The 21,122-nt window shown below is 67.7% G+C and carries 18 protein-coding genes and 2 tRNA genes; 12 read left to right on the forward strand and 8 right to left on the reverse strand.

Features of this window, described 5'->3' with window-relative positions; translation table 11 throughout:
• Positions 1-9: 9 nt before the first annotated feature.
• From yidC to rpmH, 4 genes are read right to left on the reverse strand one after another with little or no spacing between them, the layout of a single operon-like run.
• The gene (yidC, locus tag GPZ80_RS18760; RefSeq protein WP_187221769.1) at positions 10-1,041 is read right to left on the reverse strand and encodes a membrane protein insertase YidC; all 1,032 of its coding nucleotides are present in this window, start codon (positions 1,039-1,041) and stop codon (positions 10-12) included.
• 3 nt (positions 1,042-1,044) lie between these two features.
• A complete protein-coding gene (yidD, locus tag GPZ80_RS18765; protein ID WP_187221771.1) occupies positions 1,045-1,371 on the reverse strand; it encodes a membrane protein insertion efficiency factor YidD in 327 nt (108 codons plus the stop codon).
• The gene (gene rnpA / locus GPZ80_RS18770) at positions 1,368-1,769 is read right to left on the reverse strand and encodes a ribonuclease P protein component (RefSeq protein WP_187221773.1); all 402 of its coding nucleotides are present in this window, start codon (positions 1,767-1,769) and stop codon (positions 1,368-1,370) included. Before rnpA ends, yidD begins: the two co-directional genes overlap by 4 nt.
• A 12-nt stretch (positions 1,770-1,781) precedes the next feature.
• The gene (rpmH, locus tag GPZ80_RS18775) at positions 1,782-1,919 is read right to left on the reverse strand and encodes a 50S ribosomal protein L34 (protein WP_091383715.1); all 138 of its coding nucleotides are present in this window, start codon (positions 1,917-1,919) and stop codon (positions 1,782-1,784) included.
• Positions 1,920-2,414: 495 nt separating this feature from the next.
• Here rpmH and dnaA point away from each other — a divergent pair, with 495 nt between their 5' ends.
• Positions 2,415-3,971, forward strand: coding sequence for a chromosomal replication initiator protein DnaA (gene dnaA, locus GPZ80_RS18780; RefSeq protein ID WP_187221774.1), 1,557 nt, complete (start codon positions 2,415-2,417; stop codon positions 3,969-3,971).
• 667 nt (positions 3,972-4,638) lie between these two features.
• Here the strand turns inward: dnaA and GPZ80_RS18785 are convergent.
• The gene (locus GPZ80_RS18785) at positions 4,639-4,944 is read right to left on the reverse strand and encodes a hypothetical protein (RefSeq protein ID WP_187221777.1); all 306 of its coding nucleotides are present in this window, start codon (positions 4,942-4,944) and stop codon (positions 4,639-4,641) included.
• A gap of 801 nt (positions 4,945-5,745) precedes the next feature.
• Between GPZ80_RS18785 and dnaN the strand changes: the two genes are divergently transcribed.
• From dnaN to GPZ80_RS18825, 8 genes are all read left to right on the forward strand, one after another.
• On the forward strand, positions 5,746-6,879 hold the full coding sequence (gene dnaN / locus GPZ80_RS18790) for a DNA polymerase III subunit beta (protein ID WP_187221779.1): 1,134 nt from the start codon (positions 5,746-5,748) through the stop codon (positions 6,877-6,879).
• 25 nt (positions 6,880-6,904) lie between these two features.
• Positions 6,905-7,816 carry a phosphogluconate dehydrogenase (NAD(+)-dependent, decarboxylating) gene (gene gnd, locus GPZ80_RS18795; RefSeq protein ID WP_187221780.1) on the forward strand — a complete coding sequence of 304 codons (912 nt, stop codon included), beginning with the start codon at positions 6,905-6,907 and terminating at the stop codon, positions 7,814-7,816.
• Positions 7,816-8,973 carry a DNA replication/repair protein RecF gene (recF, locus tag GPZ80_RS18800; protein WP_187221782.1) on the forward strand — a complete coding sequence of 386 codons (1,158 nt, stop codon included), beginning with the start codon at positions 7,816-7,818 and terminating at the stop codon, positions 8,971-8,973. Before gnd ends, recF begins: the two co-directional genes overlap by 1 nt.
• Positions 8,974-9,202: 229 nt before the next feature.
• On the forward strand, positions 9,203-9,709 hold the full coding sequence (locus tag GPZ80_RS18805; RefSeq protein WP_187221964.1) for a DciA family protein: 507 nt from the start codon (positions 9,203-9,205) through the stop codon (positions 9,707-9,709).
• A 194-nt stretch (positions 9,710-9,903) separates the two neighbouring features.
• The gene (gene gyrB, locus GPZ80_RS18810; protein ID WP_187221784.1) at positions 9,904-11,880 is read left to right on the forward strand and encodes a DNA topoisomerase (ATP-hydrolyzing) subunit B; all 1,977 of its coding nucleotides are present in this window, start codon (positions 9,904-9,906) and stop codon (positions 11,878-11,880) included.
• Between the two features lie 51 nt (positions 11,881-11,931).
• Entirely contained in the window at positions 11,932-15,699 is a 3,768-nt protein-coding gene (gyrA, locus tag GPZ80_RS18815; protein WP_187221787.1) for an intein-containing DNA gyrase subunit A, read from the forward strand.
• A gap of 31 nt (positions 15,700-15,730) precedes the next feature.
• Entirely contained in the window at positions 15,731-16,543 is an 813-nt protein-coding gene (locus GPZ80_RS18820; protein WP_187221789.1) for a DUF3566 domain-containing protein, read from the forward strand.
• A 62-nt stretch (positions 16,544-16,605) separates the two neighbouring features.
• A tRNA-Ile gene (locus GPZ80_RS18825) sits at positions 16,606-16,682 on the forward strand.
• A 7-nt stretch (positions 16,683-16,689) separates the two neighbouring features.
• Here GPZ80_RS18825 and GPZ80_RS18830 read toward each other — a convergent pair.
• Complete coding sequence (locus GPZ80_RS18830; protein WP_187221791.1) at positions 16,690-17,181, reverse strand: hypothetical protein; 492 nt, start codon at positions 17,179-17,181, stop codon at positions 16,690-16,692.
• Positions 17,182-17,386: 205 nt separating this feature from the next.
• Between GPZ80_RS18830 and GPZ80_RS32820 the strand changes: the two genes are divergently transcribed.
• On the forward strand, positions 17,387-17,527 hold the full coding sequence (locus GPZ80_RS32820) for a DLW-39 family protein (RefSeq protein WP_157368238.1): 141 nt from the start codon (positions 17,387-17,389) through the stop codon (positions 17,525-17,527).
• A gap of 34 nt (positions 17,528-17,561) precedes the next feature.
• Positions 17,562-17,634, forward strand: a tRNA-Ala gene (locus tag GPZ80_RS18840).
• Positions 17,635-17,791: 157 nt separating this feature from the next.
• On the opposite strand, the gene GPZ80_RS18845 is transcribed toward GPZ80_RS18840, so the two are convergent.
• The gene (locus GPZ80_RS18845) at positions 17,792-19,483 is read right to left on the reverse strand and encodes a hypothetical protein (RefSeq protein WP_187221793.1); all 1,692 of its coding nucleotides are present in this window, start codon (positions 19,481-19,483) and stop codon (positions 17,792-17,794) included.
• 441 nt (positions 19,484-19,924) lie between these two features.
• Between GPZ80_RS18845 and GPZ80_RS18850 the strand changes: the two genes are divergently transcribed.
• Entirely contained in the window at positions 19,925-20,461 is a 537-nt protein-coding gene (locus tag GPZ80_RS18850; protein ID WP_187221795.1) for a DUF2020 domain-containing protein, read from the forward strand.
• Positions 20,462-20,507: 46 nt separating this feature from the next.
• Here GPZ80_RS18850 and GPZ80_RS18855 read toward each other — a convergent pair whose 3' ends face one another.
• A complete protein-coding gene (locus tag GPZ80_RS18855; RefSeq protein ID WP_187221798.1) occupies positions 20,508-21,119 on the reverse strand; it encodes a hypothetical protein in 612 nt (203 codons plus the stop codon).
• Positions 21,120-21,122: the final 3 nt, after the last annotated feature.

The raw sequence follows: 21,122 nt of genomic DNA on the forward strand, positions 1-21,122 counted from the left end.
AGCAACGCCTCAGCGGTTCTTGCGACCTGACTTCTTGCTACGGGATCGGTCTGAGATCAGACCGGGAATCTCGGTGCCGTTGTCGGCGGGCGGTTCCGGCGTGGCGGCCGGCTTGTCGGCGGCAGGCTTCGCGGTCGACGCGCTCGAAGCAGTCGAAGCGCTCGAAGCGGTCGGGGACGACGCGGCCGGACGCTTCTTGGCCGCGGGCTTCTGGCCGGGCTTCGGCGCGAGAGCGTTGCGCTTCTCGATGACCGCGGCCTTCTTCTCCTCTTCCTCCGCGTCGATCTTGCGGTACACGAAGTGCTGCTGCGCCAGCGTCCAACCGTTGTTGCTCAGCCAGTACATGAGCAGACCGATCGGGAAGAAGAAGCCACCGACGAGCACGCCCAGCGGGAACATGTACAGCGTCAGCTTGTTCATCATCGCGGTTTGCGGGGTGGCCGACTCCGGGTTCTGCCGGGCCACCGAGTGCCGCGCGGTGAGGTGGGTAAGGATGCTCGCCGCGATCATCAGCGGGACAGCGACGAGGATGACCGAACCCCGGGAGACCTCGAACCTCGCGAGCTCCGCGGCGGGCTCAGTGATCCAGTTGCCCAGCCGCGCGCCGAAGAGGTCGGCGGCAAGGTAGGAGCTGACGCCGCGCTCGTCGAAGAAGTAGTTCTCCGTCGGGCTGTTGCCGAACGAGCGGAGCACGTGGAACAGGCCGAGGAAGACGGGGATCTGCAGCAGCATCGGCAGACAGCCGCCCAGCGGGTTGACGCCGTGCTGCTGCTGCAGCTTCTGCATCTCCTGCTGCATCTTCGGCTTGTCGTTCTTGTACTTCGTCTGGAGCTTCTTGATCTCCGGCGCGAACTCCTGCATCTTCCGCATGGAGCGCACTTGCTTGACCGTGGGCTTGTACATGATCGCCCGCAGCGTGAAGACCAGGAACACGATGCCCAGCGCCCAGGAGACGGCGCTCGCCTCGCCGAACACGTGGCCGAAGACCCAGTGCCAACACCAGAGGATGAAGGACACCGGGTAGTAGATGAAATCGAGCACGGACTACTCCTCGGCAACATTCGGTTCGGCCGGGTTGGTGGACCCGGACTCGTTCTTCGGCTTTCGGGGCGGCACGGGGTCGAGGCCACCTGGGTGCCACGGACCACACCGCAACAGTCTGCGTAACGCGAGCCACAAGCCGCGCACAGCACCATGGACGGTCAGCGCCTCGACGGCGTACGCGCTGCAGCTCGGATAGAAGCGGCATGCGGGCGGGAGCACCGGCGAGATCCACCGCCGGTAGACGTGCACGGGAACCAGCAGCACGCGCGCGACCGGGCCCGGACGATCGGTCGCGACGTCGCCGCGTACCGCCGTTGCCTGTTTCACCGGTCACCACCACTGTCATCCGCGACCAGTCGCAGCTTGCGGATCGCGGCGTCGAAGTCCTGGCCGAGTTCGGCGCTCGTCGCGCCTGCTGCCGGAGGAAGAGCTCTAACAACCAACGCGGTACCGAGCGGGAGAGTTCCGAGCCGGGCGCCCACGAGGTGCCGAAGCCTGCGTGCGACGCGGTGGCGGACCACCGCGTTTCCGACCGCCTTGCTCACGACAAAACCGACCCTCGGCGGCACGGTGTTCCGCTCCGCACAAGGGTCGGCTTCGGTAGTCGCTTGCATCCGCTCCGTCATGGCATGCACCACGAGGCGGGGACGTCCAGCACGGCGACCTTTCCGGGTCACCCGTTGGAAGTCCGCGCTGCTGGTCAGCCGAGCGGCCGCAGGGAGCACGGCGGCCTGGAATCAGGCCGACAGCTCTTTGCGGCCCTGCCGACGACGGGACGCGATGATCGCGCGGCCCGCGCGGGTCCGCATACGCAGACGGAAGCCGTGGGTCTTGGCCCGACGACGGTTGTTCGGCTGGAAGGTGCGCTTGCTCACGGCTCGTTCTCCCGATACTTGCTGGCCAGGTGGTTCCGGCTGAGTTCTTGTCTCGCGCCCCCTGCCGGGCACGGCTGGACGAACTCGCGCGACAACCAGTGACGGGCACGCAGAACTCGCCCGCCGCAAGCGGGAGACCTTATGAGGGTACGCATTGGTTCCCGCCGGGCCAAACCCGGGGCCTGTCGTCGACGCGGGGCGACCGCTCGGCGACACGCCGATGTCGTCCACATTGTTGCCTGCGACCTCGTCTTGTGGCATCGGGCCCGCCTTGTTAGCGTGCGTTCCCTTGGCTGGACGGACGGGGAATGGGAGCCCTGCTGAGCCGTCGTCGCCGAGCCACTGAGTACCGTGAACCCCCCACCGGGGTTTCCTCTGCGGTTCGCCGTACCTTCGTGCACAGTTGTGGACAACCCTGTGGATGCACGTTTGACGGCACCCGCGGACGGGACCAGCCTTGGACCACAAGCCGACGAGGGGAGGGGAGCGGCACCGATGTCCGACAATCAGCTGAATCTGGCTGTGGTCTGGGAACAAGTAGTTCGAGAGCTGTCCGCGGGCACACTGTCCCCGTCGCAGCGCGCCTGGATGCGCATGACCCGGCCGATCGGACTTCTCGACGGGACCGCTCTGCTGTCGGCGCCCAGCGACTTCGCCAAGGAAGCCATCGAGCGCGCCCTGCGCGAGCCGATCACCGAGGCCCTGTCCCGCCGACTTGGCCGTGCCGTGTCGCTGGCCGTCAAGGTCGACGTCGCGCTGGCGCCGCCGAAGCCCGCCCCGCCGGTGCCGCACAACCCCGCTCTCGACCAGACCGTCGACGGCCAGGACGCCCCGATGGCCGTGGCCGTCGAAGCGCCGCCCGCCTCGCAGTACGCGGGCGAGGCCGAGGACGACGGTGAGGAGGTCGACGAGGAAGGCGACGCGCTCGCCACGGTCCACGAGATCTGGCCCACCTTCACCGGCCAGCCCACGACCAGCGGCCAGCCCTTCACCGCCCCCGCGCAACCACAGACTTCGAAGACCAGACTGAACGAGAAGTACACGTTCGACACCTTCGTCATCGGCGCGTCCAACCGCTTCGCGCACGCGGCCTCGGTCGCCGTCGCCGAGGCGCCCGCCCGCGCGTACAACCCGCTGTTCATCTGGGGCGAGTCCGGTCTTGGCAAGACCCACCTGCTCCACGCGGTCGGCCACTACGCGCAACGCCTGTTCCCCGGGATGCGCGTGCGCTACGTGTCGACCGAGGAATTCACCAACGACTTCATCAACTCGCTGCGCGACGACCGCAAGGTGGCTTTTCAGCGCCGCTACCGCGACATCGACGTGCTGCTGGTCGACGACATCCAGTTCCTCGAGGGCAAGGAAGGTACTCAGGAAGAGTTCTTCCACACCTTCAACACCCTGCATAACGCGAACAAGCAGATCGTCGTCTCCTCCGACCGTCCCCCCAAGCGCCTCGAGACGCTGGAGGACCGGCTTCGGACGAGGTTCGAGTGGGGCCTGATCACCGACATCCAGCCCCCCGAGCTCGAGACCCGCATCGCCATCCTGAGGAAGAAAGCCGCGCAGGACCGCTTAGCCGCACCCGCCGAGGTCCTGGAATTCATCGCCGCGCGCGTCGAGGCGAACATCCGCGAACTAGAAGGCGCACTCATCCGGGTGACGGCGTTCGCCTCGCTCAACCGCCAGCCGGTCGACGTCACCCTGGCCGAAATCGTCCTACGCGACCTCATCCCGGACTCGCAGGCCCCGGAGATCACCGCGCCCACGATCATGGCCGTGACCGCGGAGTACTTCGGTGTCTCCATCGACGACCTCTGCGGCCCAGGCAAGACGAAAGCGCTTGCGCAAGCCCGCCAGATCTCCATGTACCTGTGCCGGGAGCTCACGGACCTGTCGCTGCCGAAGATCGGACAGACTTTCGGCGGCCGCGACCACACCACGGTCATGCACGCGGACAAGAAGATCCGCAAGGAGATGGCCGAGCGACGGCGCATCTACGACCAGGTCCAGGAACTGACCTCCCGCATCAAACAGCGCGCTCGCGCCTGAAGCCGCTGAACGCCCGCCTGCAAACCCGCGGCGTGGCTGACGGCCGCGCCCGCCCCTGCGGGCACCGATACCTGTCCCTGTTCACCGGAGATGGGCGGTCGAGGCGATAGAACGCACCTAAACACAAGGCTGGCAACACCCGGCCCTTCGACGATCACTGATCGCGAAGGGCTTAAGTGCTTTGCCCAGACCACAACCGACGGCGCACACCCGGCAAGACCGCGCGACCAGCCGGCACAAGCGAGCAACCAGCAAGCCTGAGTTCCGCATGCCCGAGCGATCGGGACACGGGGTTTGAGCACGCCCGTTCTCGGCACGCCCGGCTTCGGAGACCCGATTCGTGCTGCCCGAGTTCACGTCGACACGTTCGGCATGCCGAAGTCCGGCAACGGACCCCGGCGAACACGAGCAGTTCGGCACGCGCAGCGCGCACGGGTCACCACGGGCAATCCGGATCGGGACCAGCGAGCGAATCGGCGGCGATCAGGTTCGGCGATCAGGTTCGGCGACAAGGTTCGCTGGCCGGCTCGGGTTCGGCGACCAAGTTCGGCAGTCGGGTCGGCAGTTCGGCATCGCGAACGAGCGCGGTCGTCGAGATTCGACAGTCGAGCGCGGAGATGGGTTGGCCGCAGCTGCCTGATCGAGACGGCCTGTTCCGATCGGCGGCCTACGACAACCGGTAGTCGGCGGGCTTGAACCGAGTCGGACCGCGGCCGCCGTGCAGCGAGTTGGTTCGGCGCACGTTCGTGGGTTCGCGACACGTGCTGTCGAGCCGATGCCCGCAGCGGGCGGCGACTCGCGTGCCACTGCTGTCCGCGGCCGTCGGCAACGTGTCCGCGTCGTGCGTGGTTCGGTCGGCGGCCGCGGTGTCACGCCGCGCCCGCCGGCGGAGGTACGGGTCGAAGCAGCAGTGGGCGAGGCCGAACGGGGGCGCCCGCGGTGGCAGCCGGATCGTCGGCAAACGAGATGGCACTCCAGTGAGGAGGGAGGTGGACATGCGCCGAGAGGTCGGCATCCCTCGACCCCGCCGAGCGAGCCGCGGCGGCGCCGGTACTTCCACCCTCCCCGCGCGCACCCATTCACAACTTTATTGCCGCCGTGGACGCCCGCCCACATCCCCAGAAAACTTCGCCCGATCCGCTCGCCCGCGACCCCATCACCCGCACCGGCCGAGTCGCTCGGCGCAGGCGTCGCCACCCGTTCAGACCTCCGAATCCGCCCGTTCGCATCTTTTCTGGGGCGGTGGAGCGTCCATCCCCACCCCCAGAAACCCCGCGCGGGTCGAAAATGACGTGGTCTGCGTCACCGAAACGGGGGATTTGCCTGTGTACAACCCTGTGGGTGGCGGAACGCCTGCCTGGGCACAACTCGACCAACATCTGGGGACGGATCTGTGGACAACTTGGGCCCCCTGTGGACGAAACTGGGGGTCGCCGAAACCATCCACCGATGGCCCGATCTGTCCACCGGTCCAACCCCAGGCTTGCCCACAGGCCGGCACGGCCCCGGACCTGCGTCAACGGGGGTTGTCCACACAATCCACAGCACCTATTACTACTGCTGTCTTTGTTCTCCCTAGAGGAAAAGAAAAAGCTAGAAACAGGGGGCGGCGAAATCTGGGGACAGCTCGCTCCACGGCCTCCCGCCGCCACACCGCCCCGGATGACGCGGACGCGGATCACGCTCTACGGTTGGGCCCTACAGCGTGGACAGCTCGACGGACCCGCCTCGCAGGATCGGTGAGGGGGACCGGTCGGGCCTGGAAAGGACTCCCATGAAGATCCGCGTCGAGCGCGACGGCCTGGCCGACGCCGTCGCCTGGGTCGCGCGCAGCCTCCCGTCCCGGCCTCCCGTTCCCGTCCTTGGCGGGGTTCTTCTCGATGCCGGTTCAGCCGACGGCTCCGAAGGACTCACCGTCTCCGGTTTCGACTACGAGGTGTCGGCCACGGTCGGCATCCCCGCGACGGTCGCCGACGGTGGACGGACTCTCGTGTCCGGCAGGCTGCTCGCCGACATCACCAAATCCCTCCCCGCCCAGCCCGTCGAGATCTCGGTCGACGGCTCGCGGGTCGCCATCGCGTGCGGCAACGCGAAGTTCAGCCTGCCGACCATGCCGGTGGAGGACTACCCGCAGTTGCCCGCGATGCCACAGCACGCGGGTGAACTCGCGGGTGAGGTCTTCGGCCAGGCGGTCAGCCAGGTCGCGGTCGCGGCGGGCAAGGACGACACCCTCCCGATGCTGACCGGCGTCCGGGTGGAGATCGCCGGCGACAAGCTAACCCTCGTGGCGACCGACCGCTTCCGGCTCGCGATGCGTGAGTTCGAGTGGAAGCCGTCCGGCGACGTCGAGGACGCCGCGGTGCTCGTGCCCGCGCGCACCCTGGCCGAGGCGGCAAAGGCGCTCGGCAGTTCAGGACGCACGGTCGAGCTCGCGCTCTCGCCCGGTGACGGCCTGCTCGGCCTGTCCGGTTCCGGCCGCCGCGCGACGACCCGGCTGCTCGACGCCGAGTTCCCGCGGTACCGCCAGCTCCTTCCGTCCGAGCAGACGTCCGCGGCGATCATCTCGGTCGCTCCGCTCGTCGAGGCGATCAAGCGCGTGTCGCTCGTCGCCGAGCGCGGGACGCAGGTGCGGCTCGAGTTCTCCGACGGCGGCCTGCGCCTGTCAGCCGGTGGCGACGACGAGGGCAGCGCCGAGGAAGAGCTGCCCGTGGACTTCACCGGCGACCCGGTCACCATCGCGTTCAACCCGGGCTACCTGCAGGACGGCCTGGCCGCGCTGCACTGCGACCGCGCCGAGCTGTCGTTCACCACGCCCAACCGCCCCGCGCTGATCAAGCCGGTCGGCGAGGACGGCGAGGTCACCCCCGGCTACCTCTACCTGCTCATGCCGGTCCGCCTCCCGGGCTGACCCGCGACCGGAGGAGATTCCACACATGCAGCTCGGACTGGTCGGCCTGGGCAAGATGGGCTTCAACATGCGCGAGCGTCTTCGCGCAGCGGGCCACGATGTCATCGGGTACGACCGCAACCCCGAGATCAGCGACACCGAGTCGCTCGCCGACCTCGCGGCGAAGCTCGACGCGCCGCGAGTCGTGTGGGTCATGGTCCCGGCGGGCGAGCCGACCCGGCAGACGGTCGCCGAACTGGGTGAACTGCTCAGCGACGGCGACCTGGTGATCGACGGCGGCAACTCGCGTTTCACCGACGACACGGTCAACGCCGATCTCCTCGCCAAGAACGGGATCGGCTACCTCGACTGCGGGGTGTCCGGTGGCGTCTGGGGCAAGGACAACGGCTACGGCCTGATGGTCGGCGGCGCCGAAGCCGATGTCGAGCGGGCGATGCCGATCTTCGACGCGCTGCGTCCGGAGGGTCCGCGTGAGGAAGGCTTCGCGCACGCGGGCGCCGTCGGCGCGGGCCACTTCGCGAAGATGGTCCACAACGGCATCGAGTACGGCCTGATGCAGGCCTATGCCGAGGGCTACGAGCTGCTGACCGCCGCGGAAGCCGTCACCGACGTCCCCGCGGTGCTCAAGGCGTGGACCCGGGGCACCGTCGTGCGGTCCTGGCTGCTCGACCTGCTGGTCAAGGCCCTGGATGAAGACCCGGGCCTGTCCGAGCTGACTGGCTACGTCGAGGACTCCGGCGAGGGCCGGTGGACCGTCGAGGAGGCGATCAACCACGCGGTTCCCGCGCCGGTGATCTCCGCCGCGCTGTTCGCCCGGTTCGCGTCCCGGCAGGCCGACTCGCCCGCGATGAAGGCTGTCTCGGCGCTGCGGAACCAGTTTGGCGGGCACGCGGTGCACAAGGCCGGACCGACGTCCGGGGCAGGCGAAGTGAAGTAGTGCACGTCCGGCACTTACAGGTCGTCGACTTCCGCTCGTGGGAGCTCGCCGACCTGGAACTGGAGCCGGGACCAGCGGTGTTGGTCGGCGCCAACGGCCAGGGCAAGACGAACCTGGTCGAGGCGATCGGCTACGTGGCGACCCTGTCCTCACACCGGGTCGCGTCCGACGCGCCGCTGGTCCGGCACGGTGCTCAGCGCGCCATCATCCGCACGGCCGTGGTCAACGACGGCCGTGAGCTGACGGTGGAACTCGAGGTCACGCCCGGCAAGGCGAACCGCGCCCGGGTCAACCGCGGGCCGGTCCCGCGGACCCGCGATGTCCTGGGCATCCTGCGCACGGTGTTGTTCGCGCCCGAGGATCTTTCGCTCGTGCGCGGAGACCCGGGTGAGCGCCGCCGGTTTCTCGACGACCTCTTAGTACTGCGCGCGCCGCGCTACGCCGGTGTCCGCGCGGACTACGACAAGGTGCTGCGGCAGCGGAACGCGCTGCTCAAGAGCGCGGCGACCAGCAGGCGCGCGCGCCGCGCCGACCCGGACGCGCTGTCGACGCTCGACGTCTGGGACGGTCACCTCGCCACGCACGGTGCCCAACTGCTCGCCGCCCGGCTCGACCTGGTGGCCGACATCGGGCCGCTGGTCTCGGCGGCGTACGCGGGGGTCGCTCCCGAGTCGCGGCCCGCGCAGATCGCGTACCGCGCGGGTATCGCGAACAGCCTCCCCGAGGGGTATGGCAAGGCCGAGGGTGAGCGCGCGGATGTCGAGGTGGTCGCCGACGCACTGCTCGCGGAGCTGGTCGTCCGCCGTGAGGCGGAGCTGGACCGCGGGGTCAGCCTGGTCGGTCCGCACCGCGATGAGCTGGACCTCATTCTCGGCGAGGCGCCTGCGAAGGGGTACGCGAGTCACGGCGAGTCGTGGTCGTTCGCGCTGGCGTTGCGGCTGGGGTCCTACGACCTGCTCAGGTCGGAAGGCAGTGAGCCGGTTCTGGTGCTCGACGATGTCTTCGCCGAGCTGGACCGTCGGCGAAGGCAGCGACTCGCCGAAGTGGCCGTGGGGGCCGAACAGGTCCTCGTGACCGCGGCGGTGGAGGAAGATGTGCCCAGCGAGCTGGCCGGGGCGCGGTATTCCGTGGCGGACGGGGAGGTACGACGTGTCTGACGATCTCTTCGGCGGCACCATTCGGCCTAACGACCCTCCACGATCGCTTACCCCGCGCAAGGTGGGTGGCACCACATCTGGGGATAAACCTGTGGATAGTGTGGATAACACCGTGACTAAGCGTCCGTCCGGCGTAGTAAAGCCCGCCACATCCGGGGATGAATTCACACTTCAGAGTGGTCGCGAAAACAATTCATCCACAGGTGCCACGGAGAGTGAGAACTCTCCGCTGCGTGGATCCGATCTTGCGCGGGCCGCTCTCGACGCCGCCCGCAAGGCCGCCGACACCAGGCGTGCAGGGCAGCGCGGACGCAATGTTCCACGTGGAACATCCACCGGCTCCCGCCGCCGTCGCCGCTGGTCGGGGCCGGGCGCGGACGACCGCGACCCGCAGCCGCTCGGCAGGCTGGCATCCCGACTCGCGGTCGACCGCGGCTGGAACGAACACCTGGCGGGCGGCCAGGTCTTCGGGAAATGGGCCGCCCTGGTCGGCGCCGAAGTGGCCGAACACGCCAAGCCGGTCTCCCTCAAGGACGGCGAACTCACGGTGGCGGCCGAATCCACGGCTTGGGCCACTCAACTCCGCCTGCTCCAACGCCAGCTTCTCGGGCAGATCGCCGCGGGAGTGGGCAAGGGAGTGGTCAAAAAACTCAAAGTCCAGGGGCCCACGGCGCCGAGTTGGCGCTATGGACCGAGGCACGTTTCCGGCCGAGGTCCGCGAGACACCTACGGCTGAGTGTCGCGGGTCGAGATCTCTCCGATGGCGTCGGGACTCGTGCCCGATCGCATCCGCCGCCCTGTGAACCAACCAGGGGTGTCCTTGACCCGGTTCTGGACGACCGCACCAGTAGTATGTGACGAGGGGTGTGCAGGGCGAGGTCCGCGCACCGCCGTCGCAGTCGATCCGACGCACGAGGAGACACCGAGCACGTGGCAGCCAACAAGCAGGAAAACTCGTACGGCGCTGGCTCGATCTCCGTCCTCAAGGGGTTGGAGGCGGTTCGGCTTCGCCCAGGTATGTACATCGGTTCCACGGGCGAGCGCGGCCTGCACCACCTGATCTGGGAGGTCGTCGACAACTCGGTCGACGAGGCGATGGCGGGCCACGCGACCAAGGTCGAGGTCACCCTGCTGGCTGATGGCGGCGTCCGTGTCGTCGACGACGGCCGTGGCATCCCGGTCGGCGAGCACCCGGAGGAGAAGCGCTCCACGCTCGAGGTCGTGATGACCATGCTGCACGCGGGCGGCAAGTTCGACAGCGAGAGCTACGCGGTCTCCGGCGGCCTGCACGGCGTCGGCATCTCCGTGGTCAACGCCCTGTCCCGGGTGCTCGAGGCCGAGATCAAGACCGACGGCCACGTCTGGCGCCAGCGCTACGAGGACACCAAGCCGGTCACGCCGGTGCAGCAGGGCGAGCCGACCCGCGAGACCGGGACGACGATCACCTTCTGGGCCGACCCGACGATCTTCGAGACCACCGAGTACAACGCCGAGACGGTCGCCCGCAGGCTGCAGGAGATGGCGTTCCTCAACAAGGGCCTCACCATCGTCCTGCGCGACGAGCGCGTGTCCGACGAGGAGTCCGAGGCCGATGCGAGCGGCCTCGCGGCCCGCGTCAAGGAGCGCACCTACTGCTACCCGGGTGGCCTTGAGGACTTCGTCAAGCACATCAACCACGCGCGCGAAGCCCTGCACAAGAAGGTCGTCGCGTTCGAGGCCAAGGGCAAGGGCATCGAGGTCGAGGTCGCGATGCAGTGGAACACCGGCTACAGCGAGTCGGTCTACACCTTCGCCAACACGATCAACACGCCCGAGGGCGGCACGCACGAGGAGGGCTTCCGCGCCGCGCTGACCCGAGTGGTCAACGTCTACGCGCGCGAGAAGAAGCTGCTCAAGGAGAAGGACGCCAACCTCAGCGGTGAGGACGTCCGCGAGGGCCTCGCCGCGATCGTGTCGATCAAGCTGGCCGAGCCGCAGTTCGAGGGCCAGACCAAGCAGAAGCTCGGCAACACCGAGGCCAAGACGTTCGTCCAGCAGACCTGCAACGAGTGGCTGGCCGACTGGTTCGAGCGCAACCCGGTCGAGGCGAAGACGATCGTCACCAAGTCGGTCGGCTCCGCGCAGGCCCGGATGGCGGCCCGTAAGGCGCGCGAGCTGGTCCGCCGCAAGGGCGCCCTCGACATCGGCGGACTGCCCGGCAAGCTCAAGGACTGCCGCTCCACCAACCCGGAGGAGTGCGAGCTCTACATCGTCGAGGGTGACTCGGCGGGCGGCTCGGCCAAGGAAGGCCGCGAGTCGCGCTTCCAGGCGATCCTGCCGATCCGCGGAAAGATCATCAACGTGGAGAAGGCCCGGATCGACCGGGTCCTCAAGAACACCGAGGTCCAGAGCCTGATCACCGCCCTGGGCACCGGCATCCAGGAAGACTTCGACGTCACCAAGCTGCGCTATCACAAGGTCGTGCTGATGGCCGACGCCGACGTCGACGGCAAACACATCACCACTCTGCTGCTCACCCTGCTGTTCCGCTTCATGCGCGGGCTGATCGAGCACGGGCACGTCTATCTGTCGCAGCCGCCGCTGTACAAGATCAAGTGGCAGCGCGCCGACCCGGAGTACGCCTACTCCGACCGCGAGCGCGACGGCGTTCTCGAAGCCGGTCTCGCGGCAGGCAAGAAGATCAACAAAGAAGACGGCATCCAGCGCTACAAGGGTCTTGGCGAGATGAACGCCAACGAACTGTGGGAAACCACGATGGACCCGGCGCACCGGCTGCTGCTCCAGGTGACCCTGGACGACGCCGCCACCGCGGACGAGTTGTTCAGCGTGCTGATGGGCGAGGACGTCGAGGCACGCAGGTCCTTCATCACCCGCAACGCCAAGGACGTTCGATTCCTCGACGTGTGATCGGTCCCCACATGATCACTCGGAAGCAAGCCATGAAAGGAACTTTGCGTCGTGACTGAAACCCTGCCGCCGCCGGGGGACCGGATCGAGCCGGTCGACATCCAGCAGGAGATGCAGAGCTCCTACATCGACTACGCGATGAGCGTGATCGTGAGCCGCGCGCTGCCCGATGTGCGCGACGGTCTCAAGCCCGTCCACCGCCGGGTGCTGTACTCGATGTTCGACACCGGCCTGCGCCCGGAACGCAGCTACGTCAAGTGTTCCCGCGTCGTCGGTGACGTGATGGGTAACTACCACCCGCACGGCGACTCGTCGATCTACGACACTCTCGTGCGGCTCGCGCAGCCGTGGTCGATGCGGTACCCGCTGGTCGACGGCCAGGGCAACTTCGGTTCCCCGGGCAACGATCCGGCCGCCGCCATGCGATATTGCTTGGTTGCTGAAAGCAATATTCGGCTGGCGGATGGGTCGACCCGCCGGATCGGCGACATCGTGCCGGATGCCGTGCCGAACAGTGACAACCCGATCGACCTCAAGGTGCTGGACCAGCATGGCAATCCGGTCCACGCCTCGATGCTGTTCCACTCGGGCGATCACGACACTCTCAAGCTCACGACCCGCGAGGGCTATGAGCTCACCGGCACGCACAACCACCCGGTGCTCTGCCTGGTGAACGTGCTGGGCGTGCCGACCCTGCTGTGGAAGCTCCTGGAGGAGATCGCGCCGGGTGACCGTGTGGTCATGCAGCGCACGCCGCACGACGAGATCGACCTGCCGCCGGTGAAGGATTACGCCGCCGCGATCCTGGCAGGCGCTTTCGTCAGCGAGGGATTTGTCTCGGAGCGCCGGGCCGGATTCAACAACCTCGACGAGTGCTACTTCCGCTATGTCGTGGACGCATACGACACCGTCGTCGGCGGTGCGCGCTATCTGTCGTCGAGAGTGATCGCCTCGGGATCTTTGCTGCACGAGCTCGATGTGCACAACCTTGCTCATCTCCGTGAATCCGTTCTCGGAGACATGGTTGGCGTCCGTAGTGCTGAGAAGCGTGTGCCGGACTTCATTTGGCAGAGCGGTACGACCATGAAGCGGGCGTTCCTCAGCTCGCTGTTCACCGGTGACGGCTCGTGTTCGGTGCTTCCGCGGAACACTGTGCAGATCTCGTATTCGACCCGCAGCGTCCATCTGGCCGGGGAGGTCCAGCAGCTGCTGCTGGAGTTCGGTGTCGTGAGTAAGCAGGTGCCCTACGACGACGGCGAGATCAAGCTTGTCATCACCAATCGCCGCGACGCTCGACTGTTCGCGACGAATATCGGCTTCCTGCAGGCGAAGCAGGACAAGCTCGTTGCCATCCTCGACGCCATCCCGACCGACAGCCGGGCCATGTCGAGCGACCACGTCCCGTTCGTCGGCGACTACATCCGCGCGAACGGGGCGACGCGCTGGACCGAGCGCGACTGGCTGCGCCGGAACAACGTCGACCGCGTCGCGCGATGGGAGACCAGGCGCGAAGAGATCGCGGAGCGGATCACCAACACCGAGGTTCTCGATGTTGTCGAACCGTTGGTGGACGGGCGTTTCTACTACGCCGAGGTGAAGTCCGTCGTTGATGCGGGCGCGCGTCCGGTGTACAGCCTCCGCGTCGACACCGACGACCACGCGTTCGTCAGCGACGGGTTCGTCAGCCACAACACCGAGGCCCGGCTCATGCCGCTGGCCATGGAGATGCTGCGCGACATCGGCGAGGACACCGTCGACTTCGTGCCGAACTACGACGGCAAGACCGAGGAACCGGTCGTCGTCCCGTCGCGCATCCCGAACCTGCTTGTCAACGGCGGCAGCGGAATCGCCGTCGGCATGGCCACGAACATCCCGCCGCACAACCTGCGCGAAGTGGCCGACGGTGTGTTCTGGGCACTGGAGAACCCCGACGCCGACGACGACGAACTGCTCGCCGCGCTGCTCACCCGAATCAAGGGCCCGGACTTCCCGACCAAGGCACTTATCCTTGGCACACAAGGGATCCAGGATGCCTACCGGACCGGCCGCGGCTCGGTGCGGATGCGCTCGGTCGTCGAGGTCGAGGAAGACGCCAAGGGCCGCACGATCCTGGTCGTCACCGAGCTGCCCTACCAGGTCAACCCGGACAACCTGATCGAGAACATGGCGCAGCTCGTGCGCGACGGGAAGCTCACCGGCATCTCCGAGATCGCCGACGAGTCGAACAACCGCGGCGGCATGCGCATCGTCATCGGCCTCAAGCGCGACGCCGTGGCGAAGGTCGTGCTGAACAACCTCTACAAGCACACCCAGCTGCAGCACAACTTCGGTGTCAACATGCTGGCCCTGGTCGACGGCGTGCCCCGCACGCTGCGCCTCGACCAGATCATCCGGCACTACGTGAAGCACCAGGTCGAGGTCATCGTCCGGCGCACGCGGTACCGGCTGCGCAAGGCCGAGGAGCGCGCCCACATCCTGCGCGGGTACGGCAAGGCGCTCGACATGCTCGACGAGGTCATCGCCCTCATCCGGCGGTCCCCGTCGGCCGACGAGGCGAAGACCGGCCTGATGTCGCTGCTCGACGTCGACGAGATCCAGGCGAGCGCGATCCTCGAACTGCAGCTGCGCCGCCTCGCCGCCCTGGAGCGGCAGCGGATCATCGACGAGCTCGGCGAGATCGAGCGCTACATCGCCGAACTGCAGGCCATCCTGGCGAGCCCGGTCAAGCAGCGCGAGATCATCCGCGACGAGCTCAAGGAGATCGTCGACAAGCACGGCGACGAGCGGCGCACCCGGATCCTGCCGTTCGACGGCGACGTGTCGATCGAAGACCTGATCGCCGTCGAGGACGTCGTCGTCACGATCACCCGCACCGGTTACGCGAAGCGCACCAAGACCGACCTCTACCGCGCGCAGAAACGCGGCGGCAAGGGCGTGCAGGGCGCGGCGCTCAAACAGGACGACATCGTCGAGCACTTCTTCGTGTGCTCCACGCACGACTGGATCTTGTTCTTCACGAACAAGGGCCGGGTGTACCGCACGAAGGCATACGAGCTGCCGGAGGCCAACCGCGCCGCCCGCGGCCAGCACGTCGCGAACCTGCTCGCGTTCCAGCCCGACGAGAAGATCGCCCAGGTCATCGAGATCAAGGATTACGAGGTCTCGCCGTATCTGGTGCTCGCCACCCGTGACGGTTTGGTCAAGAAGTCGAAGCTTTCCGACTTCGACAGCAACCGAGCGGGGGGTCTGATCGGTATCAACCTCCGTGACGACGACGAACTGGTCGGCGCGGTGCTGTGCTCCGCCGAGGACGACCTGCTCCTGGTGTCCGCGGGTGGCCAGTCCATCCGCTTCCACGCCAGCGACGACGCCCTGCGCCCGATGGGCCGCGCCACCTCGGGCGTGCTCGGGATGCGGTTCAACGCCGGGGACGAGCTGTTGACCCTCGGTGTGGTGAAGGAGGGCACCTTTGTTTTGGTCGCCACCGATGGTGGGTATGCCAAGCGCACACCCATCGAGGACTACTCGGTTCAGGGCCGCGGCGGCAAGGGCGTGCTCACCGTCCAGTACGACTCGCGGCGTGGCAGGCTGGTCGGAGCGGTGATCGTCGACATCGACGACGAGCTGTTCGCGATCACCTCGTCGGGCGGGGTCATCCGGACCACGGCCGCCGAGGTCCGCAAGGCAGGCAGGCAGACAAAGGGCGTCCGTTTGATGAACCTGGGTGAAGGGACCACCCTGGTAGCCATCGCACGCAGCGCCGAAAGCGTCGCCGAGATCGACGGCGACGAAGAAGCGCCCGAGGCGCCGACCGAGTAATGCGAACGCGCAGACCTAGGGGATTCCGCTCGTGACACCACCCGACAAGCCGGACACCAACGCACCGGAGCAGTCCGCCGAGGAGCGGGCCTCCGTGGCGACCAGCAAGGTTGAGCCGGTGGCCGAGCCCGCCACGGCGGAACCCGAAGCCCCGGCGGCGGAGACCACCTCGGTCAACCCGCCGCCGTGGCAGCGCGTCACCGCCGACGAGGCGTACGGCGACACCGGTGGCACCACGGAGACCCTGTCGACCGACGGCGAGACGACTCAGGCGCTGCCGGTCAACGGGATCGCCGAGGCCGCCTACCAGCCGCACATCGCCGCCCCCGCGACCGAACGCCCGGTCGTGACCGGCTCGGCCGCGTCACGGCTGTTCGGCAACCCGGAGCAGGAAGCCCCGCACCGCACGGCGGTCCACTTGGACCCCGGTGTCCGCACCACCCCGCCCCCCAGCGCCCTGCGCAGGCCGGGGCGGGGCCCGCGGCGGGCCAACCTGCAGATCAAGCGCTTCGACCCGTGGTCGGTGCTGAAGCTGTCGCTGGTCCTTGGTGTGGCGCTGTTCTTTGTCTGGCTGGTCGCGGTGGGCGCTCTCTACGCCGTCCTCGACGGCATGGGCGTCTGGGACAAGCTCAACGGCATCTCCAGCGAACTCCTCAACGCGGGAGCCGAAAGCGGCAGCACCGGAGACCTCATCAGCGCGGGCCGTGTGTTCGGCGTCGCGGCGATCATCGGCGCGATCAACATCGTGTTGTTCAGCGCCCTGGCCACCGTCGGAGCCTTCATCTACAACGTGTCCGCCGACCTGGCAGGCGGCCTCGAAGTGACCCTCGCCGAACGGGAGTGAGCCAAAGGGGATACCGATTTGGGACCGCGAACCCCTCTGCGGTAACCTTCTCGCGTTCCCAGGGGCCTATAGCTCAGGCGGTTAGAGCACTTCGCTGATAACGAAGGGGTCGGAGGTTCAAGTCCTCCTAGGCCCACCAGACAGACTCAGGCCCGGTACGCATCGCGTGCCGGGCCTGAGTGTCTAACTGAGTGTCCGGACCTCTCCGGCTGCAGCAGTCGGGTGTGCTGACCTGATGCACGGTGGAAACCACGGAAGTCGAAGAAGGACAAGCCTTCGAATCGCGCGTCGGACCGGATGTCGCTCGCCCTCCACGCATGGTCGCTGTAGTCATCCATTGCGGCACCGCCTGCGTCGAGCAAGGTCAGGACCAGACGGCCTAGCTGCTCGGTGCCGTCGACACGGCCGGACACCTGGATGTCCACAGCCCAGGCCGGTCGGTGACCGATCGCCGCAGCCAGGTGCTCGATTGCCTCAGGCTCCCAATCCCGGTAGAGGAAGCCGTCGTACTCGAAGTCCAGGTCGACATACAGGACATCATCGACGAGCCACGGGTCGTTCTGGTGTGGCGAGAGCGCATCGAGCATGGCGACGATGTCAGCCTGGTCCAGGCGCGGAAACACGGATACCGACCGCATGCCGCAAGCCTGTCAGACCTCTACCGTCCAACCACGCCAATATTCACGGCGCCAGGGCAGGGCAGGTCCCTGCGCGATGGTGTCCGTTGTGGTGATCCACACGTCGTTGGGTGCCACGGCGGTGGGGGATGGGGTTGTGGCAGACTGGGCGGGTCACGTCGGGTGTGACGTGGACGGACTTGAAGTGCCAAAGGAGGCATTCGAAGTGAAGAAGCTTCTCGCGCTCGCCGCAATTGCTGGTGGCGTCCTCCTGGTGGTGCGCCGCAAGAGCTCGGCGAAGGCAGAAGCCGACCTGTGGCGCGAGGCGACCACGCCCGCGGCCAACAACGGCGTCAAGAAGGCCTGACCCAGCACGGCGCGGCCCACCGGCCGCGCTGAACGGGGACGTAGCTCAATTGGCAGAGCACTGCCTTTGCAAGGCAGGGGTTAGGGGTTCGATTCCCCTCGTCTCCACCTATCTGACCAGCAGTTATGCGGTCAGGACCACACCGTCCGATGTTCATCGGGCACCACAGTGGGTGCGACTTGTACGCCCCGTCCGGGCGAAGATGGGCTCTGGGCCGCCGAGATCCCAACTCTGTGGAGGAAGCTGCCCTGACCGGCAGCGGGCTCAGTTGGTCTCGTAGTCCTCGCCGTCGCCCGTGCCCGGGGCGTTGCCGCCGCCCTGTGACGGGTGGCCGCCGAACGGCTTGTCCGGCCCGCGGTCGGTCGCCCCCGCCTCGGCGTTCTCGTCGAAGTCCGGGTCGTCGACGCCGACACCCGCTGCCGTCCAGTCATCCGTGATCCGGTCGTAGGCCGCCTGCTGGTCGGTCTCTACCTTCGCGTAGGCCTCGGCGGCCGCCTTCGTCTGGTCGCCGGCCACCTCGTATCGGGCGGCCGCAGTCCGCAGGAAGCCCTCGAACATCGTCCGCACGGCGAGCAGCGCCGTGTCACCACTGGTGGCCGCGCCGTCCTTGTCCGCCAGGTGGTTGTCCGCCGAGGACGTCGCCGCGATGGTCGACAGCAGGCCCGCGTACAGGTCGCCCGCCTCGTAGCAGGCCTGGCCGATCTTCAGGATGTCCTCGACGTTGGCCGTGTAGCCGTCGCCCGAGCCCTCGTGGTCGCCGTCCGCGCTGTTCTGCGTGAGGTCGTACAGCTCCAGGTTGAAGCTGTGGATGCCGAAGATCGTGTCCTGCAGTTCGGCCACCTCGTTCGAGTACTCCAACTCCAGGCCGTTCACCGCCGAGTTCAGCTCGTTGATCTTGGTGTTGAGTGTCTCCACCACCTCGACCAGACCGTGCTTGTGCCCCTCGGACGTGACGTTGGGGATGAGGTTCTCTCCGATGAAGCCGGTGAGGATCACGGCCGCGCCGACCGCGGCACCCACCCCCGACCAGCCGCCGGAGATCGTGATGGCGGTGCCGATGCCCTGCACGGTCTTCCAGCCGTACACGAGGTTGGTGGAGATCGTCTGCTTCTCCTTGAGCGACTTGGTCGCCCACTGGATCCAGTAGAGCGCGTCGTTGCGGCCCTTCTCGATGATCGCCCCGCGGGCGGCGTACAGGTTCGCCAGCGAGCCGGCGATCCCCGACTGGTTGTTGATGGTCGGGGCGCACGAGTCGAAGAACCCTGCCTTCGCGCGGGACGCGGCAAGCCCGGTCCAGCCGGTCCACCAGTCCTGGCCCTGCCCCCGCTCGCCGGACACGTCCTGCACCTTGCCGACCAGTTCCCGCTCGCTCATGGACCTGAACGAGCCGGTATCCGCCGATGAGCCTGCTCCGGCCTCCAGCCCGAGCTGGGCGCCGATGGTCAGGAAGTGGTCGTGCGCGATCTCGAGAGCACCCACGTCGTGCATGTCGAACAGCGGCAGCTCGTAGTAGGTGTGCTCGCGCTCCCCCCAGGCCCAGTTCTCGACAGCCTCCAGAATGCTGCCCATGCCGCACTGGATGTTCGGCGGCACGGTTTCCGGCTGCCCGTCCGGCCCGACGAGGTCGACGCCACCCTCGTCGGCGCCGGTCTTTCCCTCGCAGGTCACCGACCTGAGGTCGCCCTCCTGGCCGCCCTCCACCCAGTCGACGTAGGAGCAACCGGCGTTGACGCCACGCAGGTGGCAGGCGGCACTGGCCGACGAGTAGTTCCACAGCGGCGCCGCCATGGGAGAGCCGGACCGCGCGACACGGGTCGGATAGTCGTGCTCGGCGGCCATGATCTTCTGGGTGATTTCTTCGCGCCACCGGTACGTCAGAGCCTCGTGGAAGTCGTTCATCGCCGTGGACAGATTGGCGGCGTGACCGGTGCCCTGGATGTAACCGAGTCCTGACATACCTGCACTCCCTCGAGTCCCACCTTCGGGTGACAGTGGAGCCGGTGTGACGCTACCCACCGCCGAAAGGTTCCCCGGCGGCCGGTGAACGGCCGGGCGATCGCGGTGCTTGGGGTGCGTGGATTCCACCGGCCATCGCCATCAGCGCGCCGCTCGTGCTGGCCGGCGGGGGTGCCGACGCGCCGCCAGTGAAGGTGGCGGCCGGGGCACCATCAGAAGGAAGCACCGGAGCGGCCGAAGGGTCGCGGCGTCAGCTCTCAAGATCACCGCGCGTGCCCTCGGTCTCTCGAGTTGGGGGCACGCTGGCCCCGAACCTCTTACTGGACTGCATGTCGGCACGGCAACATCGCGCGAACCACCAAGGCTCGCGCCATTGCCATGTTCCACGTGGAACATGGCGGATCACTGCGCCATCCGGCCGTCTGGTTGACTTGCGGGGCCATGAGACGAGTCGTGATCTTCGCCGCGTCCCTGTTCGCTCTCAGCGCGTGTACCGCGGAACCGGTGCCTGCGCCGGTTTCGTCGGTCGGCGCGCCCGCGAGCACCGTCACCGAGCCCCCGTCCGCGCAGGCCCCGCCCGCGCCGGAGCCGGTGGCCGATGGGCCGTGCCCGTACCTTGAATCCACCGCGGTGGCCGATGCCAACGGGCAGCGGGTGACCAAGGTGCGGATCTCCGCCGACAAGCCGCACCCGGCGTGCTTCTTCTACCGGCCCGACGGGACCGTCCAGCTCACCGTGCGGATCTACCTCGGCGAGCCCGCGATCGCCACGGCGATCGTCGACGAAGCCGCACCGCGAGCGACCTCGGATCCGGCCCGTTCACCCCAAGGATGGGAAGGTGGCTCCCTTTCGGGTGAGAAGGGTGCCGTGTACGCCGTGGCCAAGGACAAGGCCGCCGTCGTGGTGACTTCCAACCAGGCACAGACCATCAAGGCCCGACGGATCGTCGAGGCCGTCGTCGCCGAGCTCGGGCTCTGACGCGAAGGAAGGTGGCCCCGCGTGGGGCCACCTTCCATGTGCGCGCCTAGTTCTTGTCGGACGTCATCGGCTCGGCCGGGTTGGCCTGGCCGTTGCGCTCGGCTGATTCCGGCCTGGGGACAGGCTTCGCCTTCGGCGCGGGTACGGGCTCCGGCTTGGGCGTGTGCGCCGCCGGGGCCTGCTCCGAGCGACCCCGCATGACGACCGCGGCCGCACCGCCCGCCGCGGCGAGCAGCAGGAACAGCGGCCACTTGCGGCGCTTGTTGCTTGGGTCCTTCGCGGCTTGTTTGGCCGCCGACTTGGCTGCCTTGATCTGGTCGCGAAGCTCGCTCTTGTAGGCCTTGACCTGCGGCTTCAGGTCCTTCTTCAACTGCTTGACCGGCACGGACACCTGCTCGGGAATCTCGAGCGACTGGCTCGCCCGCTTGGCGGCCTTCGCCAACTGCTTGCGGGCACGCCGGGTCTGTGCGGCCATCTCGTCCCGAGCGACGTGTGCGGTCTCGGCGATCACTTCGGCCATCTGCTTCGGCGCGACACCTTTCGCGGCCAGCTTCTGCTCGGCGGTTTGAGCCGCCTCACCGGCGCGAGCGGCACCTTGGCGCGCCGCGCGCCAGCCGGTACCGACGGCCTTGCCCACCGTCTCTCCGGCCCGGGTCATGGC

Origin of the sequence: Actinokineospora xionganensis, from assembly GCF_014323725.1 — a bacterium.
Taxonomy (GTDB): Bacteria; Actinomycetota; Actinomycetes; order Mycobacteriales; family Pseudonocardiaceae; genus Actinokineospora; species Actinokineospora xionganensis.